The organism is Desulfobacteraceae bacterium (genome assembly GCA_022340425.1).
Taxonomy (GTDB): Bacteria; Desulfobacterota; Desulfobacteria; order Desulfobacterales; family JAABRJ01; genus JAABRJ01.
This window is the reverse complement of record JAJDNY010000131.1, coordinates 1-15,750: the sequence shown is the minus strand read 5'-3', so window position 1 is coordinate 15,750 and position 15,750 is coordinate 1. Positions and strand designations below refer to the sequence as shown.

At 65.0% G+C, this 15,750-nt stretch carries 15 protein-coding genes; 8 read left to right on the top strand and 7 right to left on the bottom strand.

Translation table 11 applies throughout. The annotated features are described in order from the left end of the window. Positions 1-122: 122 nt before the first annotated feature. Positions 123-1,733, bottom strand: a complete 1,611-nt coding sequence (locus LJE63_10970) for a long-chain-fatty-acid--CoA ligase (GenBank protein MCG6907127.1) — start codon at positions 1,731-1,733, stop codon at positions 123-125. Between the two features lie 353 nt (positions 1,734-2,086). On the opposite strand from LJE63_10970, the gene LJE63_10965 reads away from it, so the two are divergent. The 5 genes from LJE63_10965 to LJE63_10945 all read left to right on the top strand — a co-directional run bounded on the left by LJE63_10965 (position 2,087) and on the right by LJE63_10945 (position 6,811). Beyond that, positions 2,087-3,226 (top strand): SprT-like domain-containing protein, encoded by a 1,140-nt coding sequence (locus tag LJE63_10965; protein MCG6907126.1) that lies wholly within the window; start codon positions 2,087-2,089, stop codon positions 3,224-3,226. 81 nt (positions 3,227-3,307) lie between these two features. Further along, a complete protein-coding gene (locus LJE63_10960; protein ID MCG6907125.1) occupies positions 3,308-4,000 on the top strand; it encodes an ATP-binding cassette domain-containing protein in 693 nt (230 codons plus the stop codon). After that, on the top strand, positions 3,990-4,754 hold the full coding sequence (locus tag LJE63_10955; protein ID MCG6907124.1) for an ABC transporter permease: 765 nt from the start codon (positions 3,990-3,992) through the stop codon (positions 4,752-4,754). The genes LJE63_10960 and LJE63_10955 overlap by 11 nt, the downstream gene beginning before the upstream one ends. A 20-nt stretch (positions 4,755-4,774) precedes the next feature. Next, complete coding sequence (locus LJE63_10950; protein ID MCG6907123.1) at positions 4,775-5,752, top strand: ABC transporter substrate-binding protein; 978 nt, start codon at positions 4,775-4,777, stop codon at positions 5,750-5,752. 189 nt (positions 5,753-5,941) lie between these two features. Then, positions 5,942-6,811 carry a DUF2914 domain-containing protein gene (locus tag LJE63_10945; GenBank protein MCG6907122.1) on the top strand — a complete coding sequence of 290 codons (870 nt, stop codon included), beginning with the start codon at positions 5,942-5,944 and terminating at the stop codon, positions 6,809-6,811. 167 nt (positions 6,812-6,978) lie between these two features. On the opposite strand, the gene LJE63_10940 is transcribed toward LJE63_10945, so the two are convergent. Both LJE63_10940 and LJE63_10935 read right to left on the bottom strand, forming a co-directional pair. Continuing rightward, positions 6,979-7,908: a DMT family transporter gene (locus LJE63_10940; protein ID MCG6907121.1), complete on the bottom strand. Its 930-nt coding sequence runs from the start codon at positions 7,906-7,908 to the stop codon at positions 6,979-6,981. Between the two features lie 15 nt (positions 7,909-7,923). Continuing rightward, positions 7,924-8,430, bottom strand: a complete 507-nt coding sequence (locus tag LJE63_10935) for a cobalamin B12-binding domain-containing protein (protein MCG6907120.1) — start codon at positions 8,428-8,430, stop codon at positions 7,924-7,926. A 250-nt stretch (positions 8,431-8,680) separates the two neighbouring features. Between LJE63_10935 and LJE63_10930 the strand changes: the two genes are divergently transcribed. Together LJE63_10930 and LJE63_10925 are read left to right on the top strand one after the other, a co-directional pair. Next, on the top strand, positions 8,681-9,808 hold the full coding sequence (locus LJE63_10930) for an SPFH domain-containing protein (protein MCG6907119.1): 1,128 nt from the start codon (positions 8,681-8,683) through the stop codon (positions 9,806-9,808). Then, positions 9,795-11,015: a hypothetical protein gene (locus tag LJE63_10925; protein ID MCG6907118.1), complete on the top strand. Its 1,221-nt coding sequence runs from the start codon at positions 9,795-9,797 to the stop codon at positions 11,013-11,015. The genes LJE63_10930 and LJE63_10925 overlap by 14 nt, the downstream gene beginning before the upstream one ends. Positions 11,016-11,037: 22 nt before the next feature. Here LJE63_10925 and ilvA read toward each other — a convergent pair whose 3' ends face one another. Further along, positions 11,038-12,270 carry a threonine ammonia-lyase gene (gene ilvA, locus LJE63_10920; protein ID MCG6907117.1) on the bottom strand — a complete coding sequence of 411 codons (1,233 nt, stop codon included), beginning with the start codon at positions 12,268-12,270 and terminating at the stop codon, positions 11,038-11,040. Between the two features lie 13 nt (positions 12,271-12,283). After that, entirely contained in the window at positions 12,284-12,934 is a 651-nt protein-coding gene (locus tag LJE63_10915) for an HAD family hydrolase (GenBank protein MCG6907116.1), read from the bottom strand. Positions 12,935-13,123: 189 nt separating this feature from the next. On the opposite strand from LJE63_10915, the gene LJE63_10910 reads away from it, so the two are divergent. After that, on the top strand, positions 13,124-14,056 hold the full coding sequence (locus tag LJE63_10910; GenBank protein MCG6907115.1) for an exopolyphosphatase: 933 nt from the start codon (positions 13,124-13,126) through the stop codon (positions 14,054-14,056). A 24-nt stretch (positions 14,057-14,080) separates the two neighbouring features. Here the strand turns inward: LJE63_10910 and LJE63_10905 are convergent, their stop codons facing one another. Both LJE63_10905 and LJE63_10900 read right to left on the bottom strand, forming a co-directional pair. Then, positions 14,081-14,542, bottom strand: coding sequence for a universal stress protein (locus LJE63_10905; GenBank protein MCG6907114.1), 462 nt, complete (start codon positions 14,540-14,542; stop codon positions 14,081-14,083). 36 nt (positions 14,543-14,578) lie between these two features. Continuing rightward, on the bottom strand, positions 14,579-15,750 hold a 1,172-nt coding region (locus LJE63_10900; GenBank protein MCG6907113.1), incomplete at its 5' end, for a DUF294 nucleotidyltransferase-like domain-containing protein.

The window sequence follows — 15,750 nt, the reverse complement described above, 5'->3', positions numbered from 1 at the left end:
TCAGTGAGATCCAAAGCAAATCGCCCGCCTGCAGGCGGTGGCTGCGGCGGGCGATGGGGGTGTTGTCGCAATGCGCGGAGGTCAGGGAATAACCGGCAGCAACGCCGGTTTCCTGCAGCCGGCTAATTGACCCGGCGGTCCTTGCCGGCCCACTCCTTGTCACGCAGCTTGAACTTCTGGATCTTGCCGGTGGCGGTTTTGGGCAGCGGCCCGAACTCCACCGCCTTGGGGGCCTTGAAACGGGCCAGGTTCTCCTTGCAGAAGGCGATGATGTCTTCCGCAGTGGGGTTGGCGCCTTCACGGGGCACGACGAAGGCCTTGGGGACCTCGCCCCATTTTGGATCCGGAATCGGCACCACCGCCACCTCCAGCACATCCGGGTGCCGGTAAATGACGTTTTCGACCTCCACCGTGGAGATATTCTCGCCACCGCTGATGATGATGTCCTTCTTGCGGTCCATGATCTGAGCGTAGCCGTCGGGGTGCATCACCGCCAGGTCCCCGCTGTGGAACCAGCCACCTTCAAACGCCACGGCGGTGGCCTCGGGATCCTTGTAGTAGCCGAGCATGACGTTGTTGCCGCGCATAACGATCTCCCCGATGGTCTGACCGTCGCGGGGAACGGGTTCCATGGTTTTGGTGTCGAACACGTCCATGTAGTGGGTCAGGATAAACGGCACGCCCTGGCGGGCCTTGATCTTGGTTCGTTCCTCCACCGGCAGGTCGTTCCACTCCTCTTTCCAGGCGCAGACGCTGTGGGGGCCGAAGACCTCGGTCAGACCGTAGGTGTGGGTGATGTTGGCGCCCATGGCCTCCACGTTCTGGATCACGGTGGGTGCCGGCGGGGCCCCGGCGGTCATGATCTCCACCTTGCGCGGCAGCCGGATGTCCTTGGCGCCCGGGTAGGTGCTCATGGTGATCAGGACGGTCGGGGCTGCGCACAGGTGGGAGACCCCCTCGGTTTCGATCATGCGGAAGATCTCCTTGGCGAGCACCTGCCGCAGACACACGTGGGTGCCGCCCATGGCCGTCACCCCCCAGGTGAAGCACCAGCCGTTGCAGTGAAACATGGGCAGGGTCCAGAGGTAGACCGAACTGGGCGTGAATTTGATCTCCAGCATCTCCCCGATGGCGTTCAGGTAGGCGCCGCGGTGGTGGTACATGACCCCCTTGGGCAACCCGGTGGTGCCGCTAGTGTAGTTGATGGTGGCCACCTGGTATTCGTCATCCACCACGATGGGCACCGGATCGGGATCCCCGGTGGCCAGAAAGGCCTCGTAGTCGGGTCCGTCCAGGGGCTTCTCGGGGCTGACGTCGCAGATGTTGACCATGGCCTTGACCTTGGGAATCTTGTCGAGGTTGGCGGCCACCAGCTGGGCGAACTCATTGTCGACGAAGACCGCCTTGGCATCCGAGTGGTCGATGATGTAGCCCACTTCATTGGCTGAAAGCCGGATGTTGACGCTCACCAGGGCGGCCCCGATCATGGGCACGGCGTAGTGGGCCTCCAGCATGGGGGGGGTGTTGGGGCAGATGAAGGCCACCTTGTCGTCCTTGCCGACCCCGAGGCGGGTCAGGGCGCTGGCCAGGCGGTTGACCCGCTCGTAAAACTCCCGGTAGGTGAAGCGCTGCTCACCATAGACCACCGCCACCTTGTCGGGGTAGACGGCGGCGCTGCGGACCAGGAATTTAACGGGGGACAAAACGTCGAAATTCACCTTGAGTTCGGCCATGAGTTCCTCTCCTTTCAGTGTTGCGTGAAGCTTGGCCGGAATGCCCGGCAGCCGTTGGGTGCAGCGGCGGTTCGGGCCGGGGGGCGACACATTCCGGCTTCACGAAAGCGCTGCGTGGGAAAAAGGCGCCCGGATGGGGGCGGACAGGGTGGACAGACCGCAGCGTCGGGACAAACCTGAACGAGCGCTCGGTCTCAAGAGTTTACACGCCTCCCGCCGCACTGTCAACTTGATTTTGACGTGAGAAAAAAGGGCGTGCGTCCCGACCGAATCCGGGTTGAAATTTCGCACCGGCCATATTAGGGTCAATCGCCGCTGAAGTTCCTCCCCAAATTTTTGGAGCACGCTTTAAAATGAGCAACGCCCCCCATCTGTCCCCCTCCGGACACCCGACGGCGGAACTGGAGCGCCGGATCCTCCACGGGCTTTCCCTGGAATGGGAGGCGGCCCTCTGGGTTCTGCCGCCGCCGGTGCGCGGCCGGATGGTAAAACCGCTTTTCACCCTCAGGGACCTGGCCTCACGGCTGGGGTACTGGCACCGCGGGCGAGCTGAGATCGGTCTCAGCCGCCGCCTGGTCCTGGATTACGGCTGGGACTCGGTGCGCGAGGTCCTGCTGCACGAGATCGCGCACCAGATGGCCGACCAGGTGCTGGGAGCGGGCACCGAAACGCCCCACGGTCCCAAGTTCCAGGAGGCCTGCCGCCTGCTGCGCGCCAACCCCGAGGCTTCGGGCCGCTTCCGCCCCCTGGCCGAACGCCTTCGGGCCGAGGCCTTGGGCGAGGAGGATCGTCGCCTGCTAAGGATCGGCAAACTCATGGCGCTCGCCCAGAGCCGCAATCACCACGAGGCCGAGGCCGCCATGGCCAAGGCCCACGAGCTCATGGCGCGCTACAATCTCGGCGTTCTGGAACGCGTCCGGCAGCGCGTCTTTGTCAGTGTCTTTGTGGGCGCTCCGGCCCTGCGCCAGCCGCGCGAGGCCTACCACCTGGCCCGCCTGCTGCAGGATTTTTACTTCGTCGAGGGCCTCTGGGTGCCGGCCTTCGTACTGGCCCGTGGCAAGATGGGCCGGGTGCTGGAGATCAGCGGCACGCAACAAAACGTTCAAACGGCCGGCTATGTCCATGACTTTGTCGGTCATTTCATCCGCCGCCAATGGGCGGCCTACAACCGCGAAAAAGGCCTCAATCGCCAGCGCCTGACGGACTTTGCGGTGGGCATTGTCGAGGGCTTCCGTGCCAAGCTGCAGCGGCAGCGCGATCAGACGTGGGTGGAGGCCGGGACGCGCCTGCCCCAGAAAATCCAGGACCCGCAGCTCAGGTCCTACCTGGACTACCGCTATCCCCGGGTCCGGCGCTTCTCAAGAAACGTTTCAAACCAGGATCAAACTGTGTTAAGGGACGGAATGCGGATCGGCCGGGCTATGGTCGTATCCCGAGGAATCGGCGGACAAAGCGGGGCCGGCCGCAAACGCCTGACCGGGCCCAACCCATAGCGGCCGGAAAGGCGCGCACGCCCGAATCGGCCGGCGGCGCGGGCCGCGTGTGACCTGCCGCCGCTCAAAGCGAAGCGAGCCGTGCTGATAGACTGCCGGAAAATACGCTACCGCTACCCCAATGCCGAAGCCGCGGTCTTTGCCGACCTCAGTTTCTGCGTCCGGGGGCCGGGTTTTCACGCTCTTTTCGGGCCTTCCGGGGTCGGGAAAACCACCCTGGCGCGCATGATCGCCGGCAGCGGCCCACCCTACGAGGGACGCATCGAGACCCCCGGCGTGGCGCGAACCCTTTATTCCTACAACCTCGAACGGCTCCCCGGCTGGTCCTGCGTCGGCGACCACATTGCCAAGGTCACCCCGCCCGCGCGCCGGGAGCGCATGGCGGAGCTGATCCGCGCCTTCGGCCTGGAGGACTGCAGCGAGGCGCGCTTTGCGCAGCTTTCGCTGGGCCAGAAAAACCGGGCCAACCTCACCCGCTACCTGGTGCAGGACTTTGATCTTCTGATCATGGACGAAAGCCTGGCCAATGTGGATGAGACCACCCGGGAGAAGATCCTGCTGAAGATCAAGGGGATGTTCCCCCAAAAAGGGTTTCTCTACATCTCCCACAACGTCGCCGAGGTGTCCAAGTTCTGCCGGCAGATCGTCGTGCTGCGCCACGCGGCCAAGCAACCCCAGGCGATTTCGGTCGCCGGCCTGGATCTCGCACCGGGCCAGGCGCTCGAAAAAAGCCGGCTGGAGCGCGCCATGCTGGAGATCGTGCATGCTGCCTAAACGGATCTACCAGTTTGTGGTCATCTATCTGGCAGCGCTCGGCGGTCTGCTGGCGATCAAGCTGGTCTTCGCCCTTTCGGACTACGTGATCCCCAGCCCCGCCGACCTCTGGCAAACCGCCCGGACCGTGTTCAACCGCTACCTGGGCGACGTCCTGGACACCCTGGCGGTGGCTATCGTAGGGCACGTTCTGGCCATCGCTCTGGCCACGGTGGTGGCCATCATCGGCCGGCTGACCAACTGGGTCGGGGCCCTGATCAAGGTGGCGGCCTACAACCTTCAGGCCTACCCCATCGTGGCGGTCGCGCCGATCATCTTCATCCTGCTGGGCGACGGGCTCGCCTCGCGGCTGCTGATCGCCGCGATGATCTGCTACTTTCCGCTGCTGCTGTCGTTTATCGGGATCTTTGCGGAGCCGGTGGCCGATATCGAACACTTCTACACCATGACCGGTCGGATGCGCTGGCAGCTGGAGGTCAAAATCCGGGCCTTCGAAAACAACGCCAAGCTGATCACGGTGACCGCCGGCAGCGCCACCCTCGCCATGGTCGGCACGATCGTGGCCGAATTTTTCGGCGCCAATGCCGGCATCGGTTACAGCCTGCGCATTGCCCTTTACCAGAGCGACATGGCCAAGGTGCTGGTGGCCCTTTTCCTGATCGGCATTTTCACCTCCCTCTACCTGGCCCTTTTGGAAAGGATCGGACTGTGGCTGCAACACAAACTCCTGCTGCCCAAAGGACGGGCTCTCTGATGTGCGCCGGGAGCCATGTCATGCGCCTGCTCGCCGCCCTGCTCTTCTCGGCGCAGCTCGTCGCCGGCTGCGGCAGCGCCCCGCCCCAAGGGGCCTCCGAACCGATCAACTACCGCCTCAAATGGCTTTTCAACGCCAGCGTCGTCGGCGATCTGTACGCCGAGGCCGAAGGGCTCTTCGCGGCCGAAGGCCTCCAAGTCACGGTCAAGGCCGGCGGGCCGGAAAAGGACGCCATCAAGGAACTGGAGCTGGGGCATGCCCAGTTCGGGGTCGCCTCCGCCGACCAGGTCATCCGGGCCTTGGCCAAGGGCTCCCCGGTGGTGGTGATCGCCCAGCTCTTCCAGCAAAACCCCCTGCAGTGGATTTACCGGCCGGACCGCAGCCGCTTCCAAACCCCGGAAGATTTCCGGGGCAAGACCGTGGGGGTCACCTTCGGGGGCAACGATGAAACCATCATGAAGGCCCTCATGGCTGAAGGCGGCTTGGGCGAAGATGACCTCACGCTTTTCAGCGTGCGCTACGACTACACCCCGTTTTACGAGGGCCGGGTGGACCTCTGGCCGGTCTACCGCAACGCCCAGGGTGTGATCATCGGGGACAAGCTGCGGCGCGCCGGCGAGGCGGCGGCCTTTTTCGACCCCGCTGCGGCCGGGGTGCGATTCGTCGCCAATTCGGTGGTCACCACGCGTGCCATCCTGGAGGAGCATCCCCAGACTGTCCAAAAATTTCTCACCGCGCTCCTGGAAGGCTGGCGGCGCGCACTGGACCCTGCCAATGCCGAGCGCGTCCTGGCCATGATCCAGGAGCACGACCGGGACACCGCCCCGCCCCTGCTGCGCGAGCAGCTGGAGATCACCCGCCGGCTGGTGCGGCCCGACGCCGAGGCGCGCATCGGGCGAATCGATGCGGCGGCCTGGAAGCAGACCGAGGAGATCATGCTGGCCCAAAACCTGATTCCCGCAGCGGTGAACGTGACCGCCAGTCTGGTGTCACCCTGACGGCGCCCCCCAAACGATGACGGTTCCGCAAAAAGTCCAATCTCTGCGTTGCACTGCATCTCGAAGTCGCTGCGGCGTAAGTAAGTACGCCTCACGCCGCTGAGATTTGCGCGCCGTAGCGTGAACTTTTTTCGAAACCGTCTGTTTTTCGACTTTTTACCGGTTCATCAAACGATGGTTTCAGAATTTATGCGATCCCCACTTTACCTGACCCTGGTTTTGACCCGCTTTGACGACGACAACGGCGCATCCCGCGAAGACCGCAGCGACCCTGAGGCCCGATCCGTCGCAACCGTGACGGCCCTGCGCGCCCGCCTGACCCAACGCCCCCCGGCGCGCCCCGGCGGCGCCCGCCGCCCCTGGCTGTTCGGGGCGGGCGCGGCCGTGATCGCCGCAGCCCTCATCACCTACCTGCTCTTTCCAACCGGGCCGGCCGACGGCCCCGGGCAGAACGGCCGCGGGGCCACCAACGCCCCACAGGAGATCGCATCAAGCGCCCGCGAGCCGGCTGCGCCGGCCGCCGCCCGGGAAGAGGCCGCCGCGACTGCCCCCGCCCCAACGCCGCCAACCGCCGCACCCGCCGTCGAGGTGCCGGAAAAACCCGCGCTGCAGGTGGCTGAAACCACCCCGACGCCCGCCGCACCGCAGCCGGCCCCGGCGGCCGATGCCACGCCGGCAACGCCGCCCCCCCCGCCCAAGGCTGAAAAAATCCCGCCGCAAAGCGCCGAGGGGTTGAAATTGGTGAACCTTGTGGTCTGTCGCGAGGTTTCCCGCCGCCGCAGCGTGGGGCCGCAAACCTATTTCAGATACGGCCAGTCGGTCAAACCGCACGTCTGGATGACCGTCTACGCCCGTCAACCGCCCCGCAAGCTGACCCACGTCTATTTCCAGGACGGCCGGGAGCATGTCCGGGTCCCTCTGGCGATCCGGCACCCCCGCACCCGCACCTGGAGCCGCCTGACCATCGACTCGGCCAAGTTCGCGGGATCCTGGCGGGTGGCGGTGGTGACGGAAAACGGCGAGCAGCTCGGTGTGGTCTTTTTCGAGGTGGGGCCCTGAAAACAGCCGGAGACAGCGCGCGGCACGGTATTTCAGGAAGACAAAAAAGCGAGGGCGCCCCGATGGCGCCCTCAAACGAAAGGAGAGAAGGAGGATAAACCAGAGTGCATTTGGCTGCGCTCTTGAAGTTACTTATCGACCGCGGAACTCCCGGCTTAATAAAAAAATCACCTTTCTTGAATTTTTTTTCCCGCCGCCGGCAAGCGGCCTTTCCGTATCGCCAGCAGCACATTGGCGCTGAAGATCAACAAGGCGCCGCTCCAGCCCGCCAGCGAGAGCATCGGTTCGGCCACCAGCCAAGGGCCCAGCAGAGCCGCCAGCAGGATTCGCGTCGAGGAAATGATCCCGCCTTCCAGCGCCGTGACATACCGAAACCCGTAGGTCAGCAGGTACTGCCCCCCGACCCCGAAAAGCGAGCAGACCATCAGAAAGAAAAGCGCCGTCCGGTCGGGCAGGAAAAGCCGGTCGGAAAAGAGGGCCAGCATGACCAGCGACCCCAGCCCGAACATGACCAGCAGGATGGTTTCGGAGGCGTCGTGCTGACGGGCCAGATTAAGGAAGACCAGCGAGAAAGCGGCCGAAATGCCGGAGGCCAGACCCCAGATCAGATCCGATTTCCAACCGATCGCACCCGGTTTGAGCAGCAGCCAAATGCCCACCATGGCCGTGACCACCAGCAGCAGGGTAACCCCGTCGCGCTGGGCGCGCAGAAACAGCCAGGTGAAGACCGTGATGAACACCGGGTAGGTCATGTTGAGAATATTGGCCTCGGCCGCCGAGGTCAGGGCGACCGCCTTGAAAAAGCAGTAGACCGCGAAGCAGTTGGAAATGGCCCGGCCGAGGAGAAAACTCAATTTGCGGGGCCGCAAGGGTTGCCGGTGCAGCAACAGGCTGGTACCGACGACGAGAAACCCCAGCAAAAAGCGCATCAACACGAAAAAGGCCGGGTCGATGGCGGTGTAGGCCTGGGACCAGCGGATGGTGGTGGTGGCGAGATAAAAGAAGAAGGCCGAGCCGAAAATCGCCAGGCAGCCCCACAACTGTCGCCGCTGCCAGCCGCCGCTTGGGCTGCTCTCTGCCGGGGGGTGATGCGCCATGGCGGCCGCTCCCCGCTACCAGGCCAACAGATACTGCAAAAAATCGCCCACATGGCGCGCCACGTAATCCACCCCGGCCCGTTCGGCCAGCTCCGGGTCCGCCCGAAAAATCGGCCCACCCACCACGGTCCGGGTTTCAGCGGGAAGGCTGCGGCAAACCAGCGCGAGATTCTCCTCGCTGTCGAACTGCAGCACAGTCAGCCCGAGAATCTGCGGCCGCAAACGCCGGCAGGCGGCGATGATGTGCTCGGGCGACTGCTCCAGCCCCAGCGCATGAACCTCCAGCCCCGCCAGGGCGGCGTAGGTCTCGATGGTCTGCAGGCCGTGGCCCCAGCCGTCGTCCAGGGTGGCGGTGGCCATCCGGCGCACGTCGTCCCACAGGCTGTGGATCTGGTTGGCGCTCTTCCAGGCCGCCAAGGCGCGCGCCTGCTCGTGCAGGGTGTGCCGCCCGGGCATGCCCTGATTTTGCCAGTCTTGCAGCAGCCGCTCCAGTTTGCGGCGTAACAGTCTCTGCGGTGTCATCGGTCCTCTCGGGTCGCTGGTTTCAATACCCACTTGTCACTACCCGGCGTCATCTCCGGGGCCGTGGGCGCGCCGGCCGACTGCTCTATAGTCCAAAAAGCACCCCTTTCCAAACCTTTTTCACCGGGAGGCCGGCGAGGCCTGCGCCGGCCTCAAGTTCTCCTGCCGGCGGCCGAAATGAAAGAAATCGGCCGCCCCCCGGGTGGCTGAAACCGGCCCTCAACCCCCGGCCAGAGGGAGGCGCGCTTCCATGGGCAGCAACAACCTTTTTTTTCTGGAAGTTCTCGAATGGTTCGACAACAGTGGCCAGGCGCTGGTTCACCGTTTGCCGGAGAGCGGCTCGGGGGAGATCAAGTACGGCGCCCAACTGACCGTCCGTGAGAATCAGGCGGCGGTCTTCTTCTACCAGGGCAAGGCGGTGGACGCCTTCGGCCCCGGGCGCCACACCCTCAAAACCGCCAACCTGCCCCTGCTGACCAAAATCGCCAGCATTCCCTGGGGCCTCTCCAGCCCGCTGCGGGCCGAAGTCTATTTTGTCAATCTCAAGGTTTTCACCAATCTGACATGGGGCACCCGGGACCCGGTGGCCTTCAAGGACCGGGAGCTGGGGCTGGTGCGGCTGCGGGCCTACGGTGTGTTCAACCTGCAGGTGGTCCAGCCGGTGCTCTTCATCAACACCCTGGTGGGCACCCAGGGGATGTTCACCACCGCGGAGATCGACGCGTACCTCAACCAGGTGGTGGTTTCACGCTTCAACGACTATATCGGGGAGACCCTCGGCACCATTTTCGATCTGCCCGCACGCTACGACGAGACCTCCCGGGGGCTCGCCCGGCGCCTGGAGGCCGATTTCGCGCACTTCGGCCTGAAACTCACCCAGCTCTACATCAACGCCATCACGCCGCCGCCCGAGGTCCAGCAGGCCATCGACGACCGCAGCCGCCTGGGGGTCTTCGGGGACATGGACAAGCTGATCAAGATGAAGGCGGCCATGGCCATGGAAAAGGCGGCCGCCTCGGGCGGCGGCGCCGAAGGCGGCATGGGCCTGGGCATGGGGTTGATGCTGCCGGCGATGTTCTCCCGCTATTTCCAGGAGGGTGCCGCCCCGTCCGACCCAGACGGCGACTTTGCCCAGACCTGCCCTGACTGCGGGCGCCGGATCGCGGGCGATGCCAAGTTCTGCCCCCACTGCGGCCACCAGCAAATCGTGTTCGCCCAGTGCAGCGCCTGCGGCAAGAATCTCCCGCCCAACGCCCGCTTCTGCCCCCGCTGCGGCGGCCCGGCGGCTGCCAAGGCCGCCCCCGCGGTTTGCCCCGCCTGCCAGGCCGAAAACCTCAACGACGCCCGCTTCTGCAACCAGTGCGGTGAAAGGCTCTAACCTCCAGATCAGCCACCAATGCCCCCAGTGCGGGGCGCCGGCGCTGCTGGCCGAAACCGACCGGATGTTTACCTGCGCCTATTGCCGGGTTAGCGTTTGCCTGCGGCCGCGGAAATTTTTCCACTACCGGCTGCCGCTAGGGTCCCCCGCCCGCGAGGGCCTGTTGTATTTCCCCTATTGGCGCTTCAAGGGCATGCTGTTCTCGGCCGGGCCGGCCGGGGTTGCGCACCGCCTGGTGGATATCAGCCGTCAGGCGCACCCCCACCCCGGGTTTCCGGTTTCGCTGGGCTTCCGCCCCCAGGCGCTTCGCCTGCGCTTCGTTCTGCCGGAAACCCCGGGGCATTTCGTCCGGCCGAGTCTCCCGCTGGAAGAGGCCACGGGGCTTTCCACCGAGCGCCGGGGCTGCCGCCAAAGTCCCCTCGATGCCCAGATCGGCGAGAGCGTCAGTCTGATCTATGCGCCGTTTTATATCGGCCAAAAACTGATCGACGGGGTGCTGGACCGGTCGGTGGGCGGCGGTCTCGCGCAAAATTTAGGAACGGGCGAACTTCCCGGGGGGCCGCCCCAGGGCGGGGTCGATTTCCTTGCGGCCGTTTGCCCCGCATGCGGCTGGGATCTGGAAGGCGCCAGGGCCTCGGCGGCGCTGGTCTGCCGCGGCTGCCGCAGGGTGTGGCAGCCGGGCCCAGCGGGGCTGGCAAACGTCGCCTGCGCCCACCCGGCCGGTGCGGCGGGCGGCCGGCATCTGCCCTTCTGGCGGATCGCAGCCGACATCCGGGGCCTTGCGCCGAGCCTCGCGGAGATCCTGGGCGCTTTGCCAGCCGATCCCGCTGGCCCGTCGGAAAACGGGTACCGGCTGCAGGTTTGGGTACCGGCCTTCAAACTGCGCCCCAAAACCTTCCTGCGCCTGACCGGTCAGCTGACCTTCGTCCCGCCCCGGGAGGACCTGGCGGACGGGGCGCCCGCCGGTGCCTGTCAACCGGTCAGCCTGCCCGCCGGCGAGGCCGTCGAAAGCCTTCCGATCCACCTGGCCAACCGTCTGGCGGGGCTGCCGGGATGGGTGGCGCCGTGGCCGCCGGCGCTGCGCGTCTCGGCTGCTGACAGGCTGCTGGTCTACCTGCCCTTCCAGCAAACCGCCCACGACCTGGTGCACCCCTCGGGGCAGATCGCCATCAACCGCCAGGAACTGGCCCACTCAGACGCTCTCTGACGCGGTCACCCGCGAATCCCCATCATCCGGGCGCACCGCCGGCCCCGGCCGCGGCCCCCTCTAGATCATAGCCCTCCTCGCGCAGGCGCGCGGCGATCTGGGCCACGTGCGCGGGACCCCGGGTTTCAAGCTCAAGTTCTACGCGCGTGACAAAAATGGGGAGATCAGGGGCGTTGCGCTCGTGGCGAATGTGCAGCACATTGGCCTGCAGCCGCGACACGGCGGAAAGTAGGCGGGCCAGGGATCCCGGGACATCCTTGAGCCGCACGCAAAGCCGCATGACCCGACCATGCTTGATCAGCCCCTGGGCGATGATGCGCCCCAGAAGCGGGCTGTCGAGGTTGCCGCCGCTGATCACCAGGACCACCCGACTGTCCTTGGGCGGGCGGACGGCGCCGCCCAGGAGGGCCGCCAGGGGGACGGCGCCCGCGCCTTCGGCCAGGGTCTTTTTCATTTCCAGCAGCATCAGGATGGCCGCGGCGATCTGCTCCTCGTCCACCAGGACCACCTCCCCTAGACCCTGGCGCATCATCCGGAAGGTCAGTTCGCCCACCTCCTTGACGTTGATACCGTCGGCGATGGAGGGGCTTGCCGCGACGCGCACCACCCGGTTCTGGCGCCAGGCTTCGAAGGCCGAAGGACAGGCCGCGGCCTGAACGCCGACGATGCGGGTTTTGGGCTGGAGGGCGGCAGCCACCGCACTGATGCCCGCGATCAGGCCGCCGCCGCCGACCGGCACCAGGATCAGGTCGGGTGCCGGCAAGTCTTCAAAAATTTCCAGCGCCAGGGTGCCCTGGCCGGTGATCACCTCGGCGTCGTTGAAGGGGTGAATGAAGGTTCGGCCCTGGGCCGCCAACTCCCGGGCGTGCTCGAGACAGGCTTCGATGGTCTGACCATGGATGATCACCTCGCCCCCGTAGGCCCGGGTGGCCTCCTGCTTGGTGATGCTGGCCCACTCGGGCATCACGATGGTGGCCGGAACGCCCGCCAGGCGGGCGGCCAGGGCCACCCCCTGGGCGTGATTGCCCGCCGAGGCGGCCACCACCCCTTCCGGGCCGATCCGGTCCCGGAAGGCCATCAGCTTGTGGGTGGCACCGCGAATCTTGAAGGACCCGGTTTTCTGGAGATTCTCCAGCTTGAGATAGACCGCGATGTCGAACATGCGGCTGAGGGAGGGCGAAAACACCAGGGGCGTGCGGATGATGCGGTCCCCGATGCCTTTTGCGGCCTTTCGGATGGATTCAAGGGGCAGCATCGCCAAAACCTTTTCAGAGCCAGGCCAGCAGATCGGCCGGGTGATGCACCAGCATGTGGGCCCCGCCGGCGATCAGCTCCGGGGCGGCGCGAAACCCCCACAGCACCCCCAGCGCGAACATCCCGGCGCTGCGGGCGGTCTGCATGTCAATGGCGGTGTCGCCGAGATAGAGGAAGCGGCGCGGGGGGATCTTCAGCCGATCGGCAATCGCCAGCGCGGCGCTGGGGTCGGGCTTTTTGGGGACGCCGTCACGGGCGCCGCGAACCAGGGCGAAAGGCCACTGCGCCAGCCGCTGGGAGACTATCAGGCGGGCGGACGCCTGGGGTTTGTTGGTCAGGATCGCCATCGCAAGCCCCCGGGCGCTGAACCGTGCCAGGAGTTCCGGAATCCCCTCGTAGGGCTGGGCCTTGCGAGCGCCGTGGCGCAGAAAAGCGGCCGAAATCTCGGCCGCGCAGGCTGAAACGGCCTCCGGGGTGCGATGGCTTTCGGGTAGCGCCCGCCGCGCCAGGGCTTCAACCCCGTCGCCGACGAACTGCCGGTAGGCCGCCAACGAGTGGGCGGGTTGCCCGAAGCTTTGCAGGACGGCATTGCTGCAATCGGCGATATCCGCGAGGGTGTCGAGCAGTGTCCCGTCCAGATCGAAAAGAACCGCCTTGAAATCCACTTTGGCCTGTCCTCAGAAAACGGCCGACCGCTGGTCGGCCGGCCCGACTTGGGCCGATTGGCGGCTTTGGGGCCAAATTTGATTTTGACAGGCGATGGCCCCCCGGCTATAATGATTTTTTTTGGAGCCAAGCCGATCGCCAACCTGCCGTCTTCCGGGCCCCTTTGGGGTTGGAATTGGAAAAAGACGATGAGCGAGAGCCGAAAGTATCGTTTGATCACCCGCAGCGACATGGATGGTCTGGTCTGCGCGACGCTGATCCGTCATTTGGGGCTGGCCGACGAGATCCTTTTCGCCCACCCCAAGGACATGCAGGACCGCAAGATAGCGGTCGGACCCAACGACATCATCACCAACCTGCCCTACGCGCCCGGGGCCCATCTCTGCATCGACCACCATCTTTCGGAAACCCTGCGCAGCCCCAGGCGCTGCGATCACGTGATCGACCCCCAGGCGCCGTCCGCCGCCCGCGTGGTCTTCAACCATTTCGGGGGCTTCCAGCGCTTCCCGAAATCCTTCGAGGCCATGATGGCCGCCGTGGACCGGGCCGATTCGGGAAGCTTCACCCTGGAGGAGGTGCTCCACCCCCGGGAATGGGCGCTGCTGAGCTTCATCATGGACGGCCGTACCGGCCTGGGGCGTTTCAAGGATTTCAGGATCTCCCATGACCAGCTGATGCGCGACCTGATCGGCTACTGCGGCCGCCTCTCCATCGAGGAAATCATGCAGTTGCCCGACGTGCGCGAGCGGGTGGAAACCTATTTCAGCTACGAGGCGCCTTTCAAGGCCCAGCTGCAAGACCACGCGCGGGTCGACAAAAACCTGGTGCTCCTCGACCTGCGGAAGGTGGACCCCATCTATCCGGGCAACCGCTTCCTGCTCTATGCCCTATACCCCCAGTGCAACATCTCCATCCGCGCCATCACCGGCCCGCTGGCGGGCAAAACCGTGTTTGCGGTGGGCAAGTCGATCTTCAACCGGACCGCCAAAACCAACGTCGGGGCCCTGATGCTGGACTACGGCGGCGGCGGCCACGAAGCGGTGGGCACCTGCCAGGTGGACGACCAACGCGCCGAGGAGGTCCTGCAGGAATTGACCGCAGTCATCACCCGCGACGGCTGAGCCCCCCGGACGCCTGGGGGCGGCCTACGACCCTGCCGCGGCCGGCTGCGGGGGCCGCACGATGACCACCGAACAGGGCGCCTTCTCGGCCACCCGTTTGGCCACGCTGCCGAAAACCACCAGCCCCATCCCCGAGAGCCCGTAGGATCCCACCACCACCAGGTCCAAGGCGTTTGCGCCGAGGTAGCGCACGATCTCGGTGGACACGTGCCCGTCGAGAACCACGATCTCGTAAGGCGTGCGGCTGCCGACGCGGCTGCCGAAGTCCTTTTCCATCTGCTCCTGGAGCCTCGTTATCAGCGCGTCCACCGGCTGGTCCGGAACGGCCCATTCCGAACCGGTCAGGGCGGGGTTGACCACCGGCGGCAGGACATGCAGCAGAAAGAGTTTGGCGCGGTACTTTTCCGCCAATTCCAGGGCGAATTTGAAGGCGGCTTCGGAATTTTCGGAAAAATCGATGCAGCAGGCCAGTTTGGTGATCGACATGATTTTCTCCTCACACGCCAATGGTCAGGGTCGCGGTCACGGCAACCCGGTGAACTCCACGCTCAGCTTGGTCTGGAACTTTTCGATGCGCTTGAAGATCTCCTTCAACATGGTCTGTTCGATGCGCGAGAGCTTTTTGGGGTTGATGTAATTGTCGGGCTTGGCGTTTTCCTCGACCACGCTTTCGATCTGGCGCACGAACCGCAGCTGCATCATGAAGCTGTAGCCCTGATCCAGATCGTTGTACTCCTGCCAGCTGAGTTTTTTCTTGAGATACAACTGGTGCAGCCGCTCCAGGGTATTGGTTTCCTCCAGGCTGTTTTTGAGGGCGTAGATCCGGGCAAAGTCCACGATCGGCATCATGGCGCTTTTGATGTCGAAGGTGTTGCGGTGCTCGCCCTTGGAGGCCACCACGAAGTTGCGGAAGAAGCCCAGCGGCGGTTTGAAGTAAAGCGCGTTCTCGGTGAGGTGGCGGAAAAAACCGGACCAGCCGGCCAGGGACTCGAAGAGAAACTGCCGCAGTTCGTCGATCAGGCGCATCTCGCCGTAGGCGCCCCGGAAATCGAAAAATATGCTGGCCTGGAGCAGGTCTTCGGGCTCGGCGGCGTGAATCCAGGAGCTGAAATAGTTTTTCCACTTGGTCAGGCTGCCGCACCACTGGGGGTTTTGGGCCATGACGTTGCCCTCGCAGAAGGCGTAGCCGGCCTTGTCGAGCCAGGTGCAGATGTTTTTGGCCAGTTTGAGGAAATAGGCCTGGGTCTCGGCCTCCTGCTCCGCGGCCACGTCCTCGTAGACGATGGCGTTGTCCTGATCGGTTTTCAGGGTCTGCTCCTGGCGGCCTTCGCTGCCCAGGATCATGAAGACGAAGGGGACCGGTGGCGGGCCGCACTTTTCCAGGGCAAACTCGATGATCCGCTTGGTGATGGCGTCGGAGATGGTGGTGATAAAGCGTGTGATGTTCATCGCCTTGGCGCCGCTGTTGATCAGGCTCTGGATCAGGCGGGGCAGCCGCCCGTGCATGTCGAAGACGGCCTCGACGGTGTCGGCCGCCATGATTTCGCGGATCAGGAAAAAGGGCGACTGGCCCTGGGCCGTCAGAAGATCCCGGTTGGTGACCAGGCCCACCACCCGGCCCTCGGTGTCGGCGACCGCCAGATGTTTGATGTTGTGCTGCATCATGGTCATCAGGGCCTCGAAAATCAGCGCCT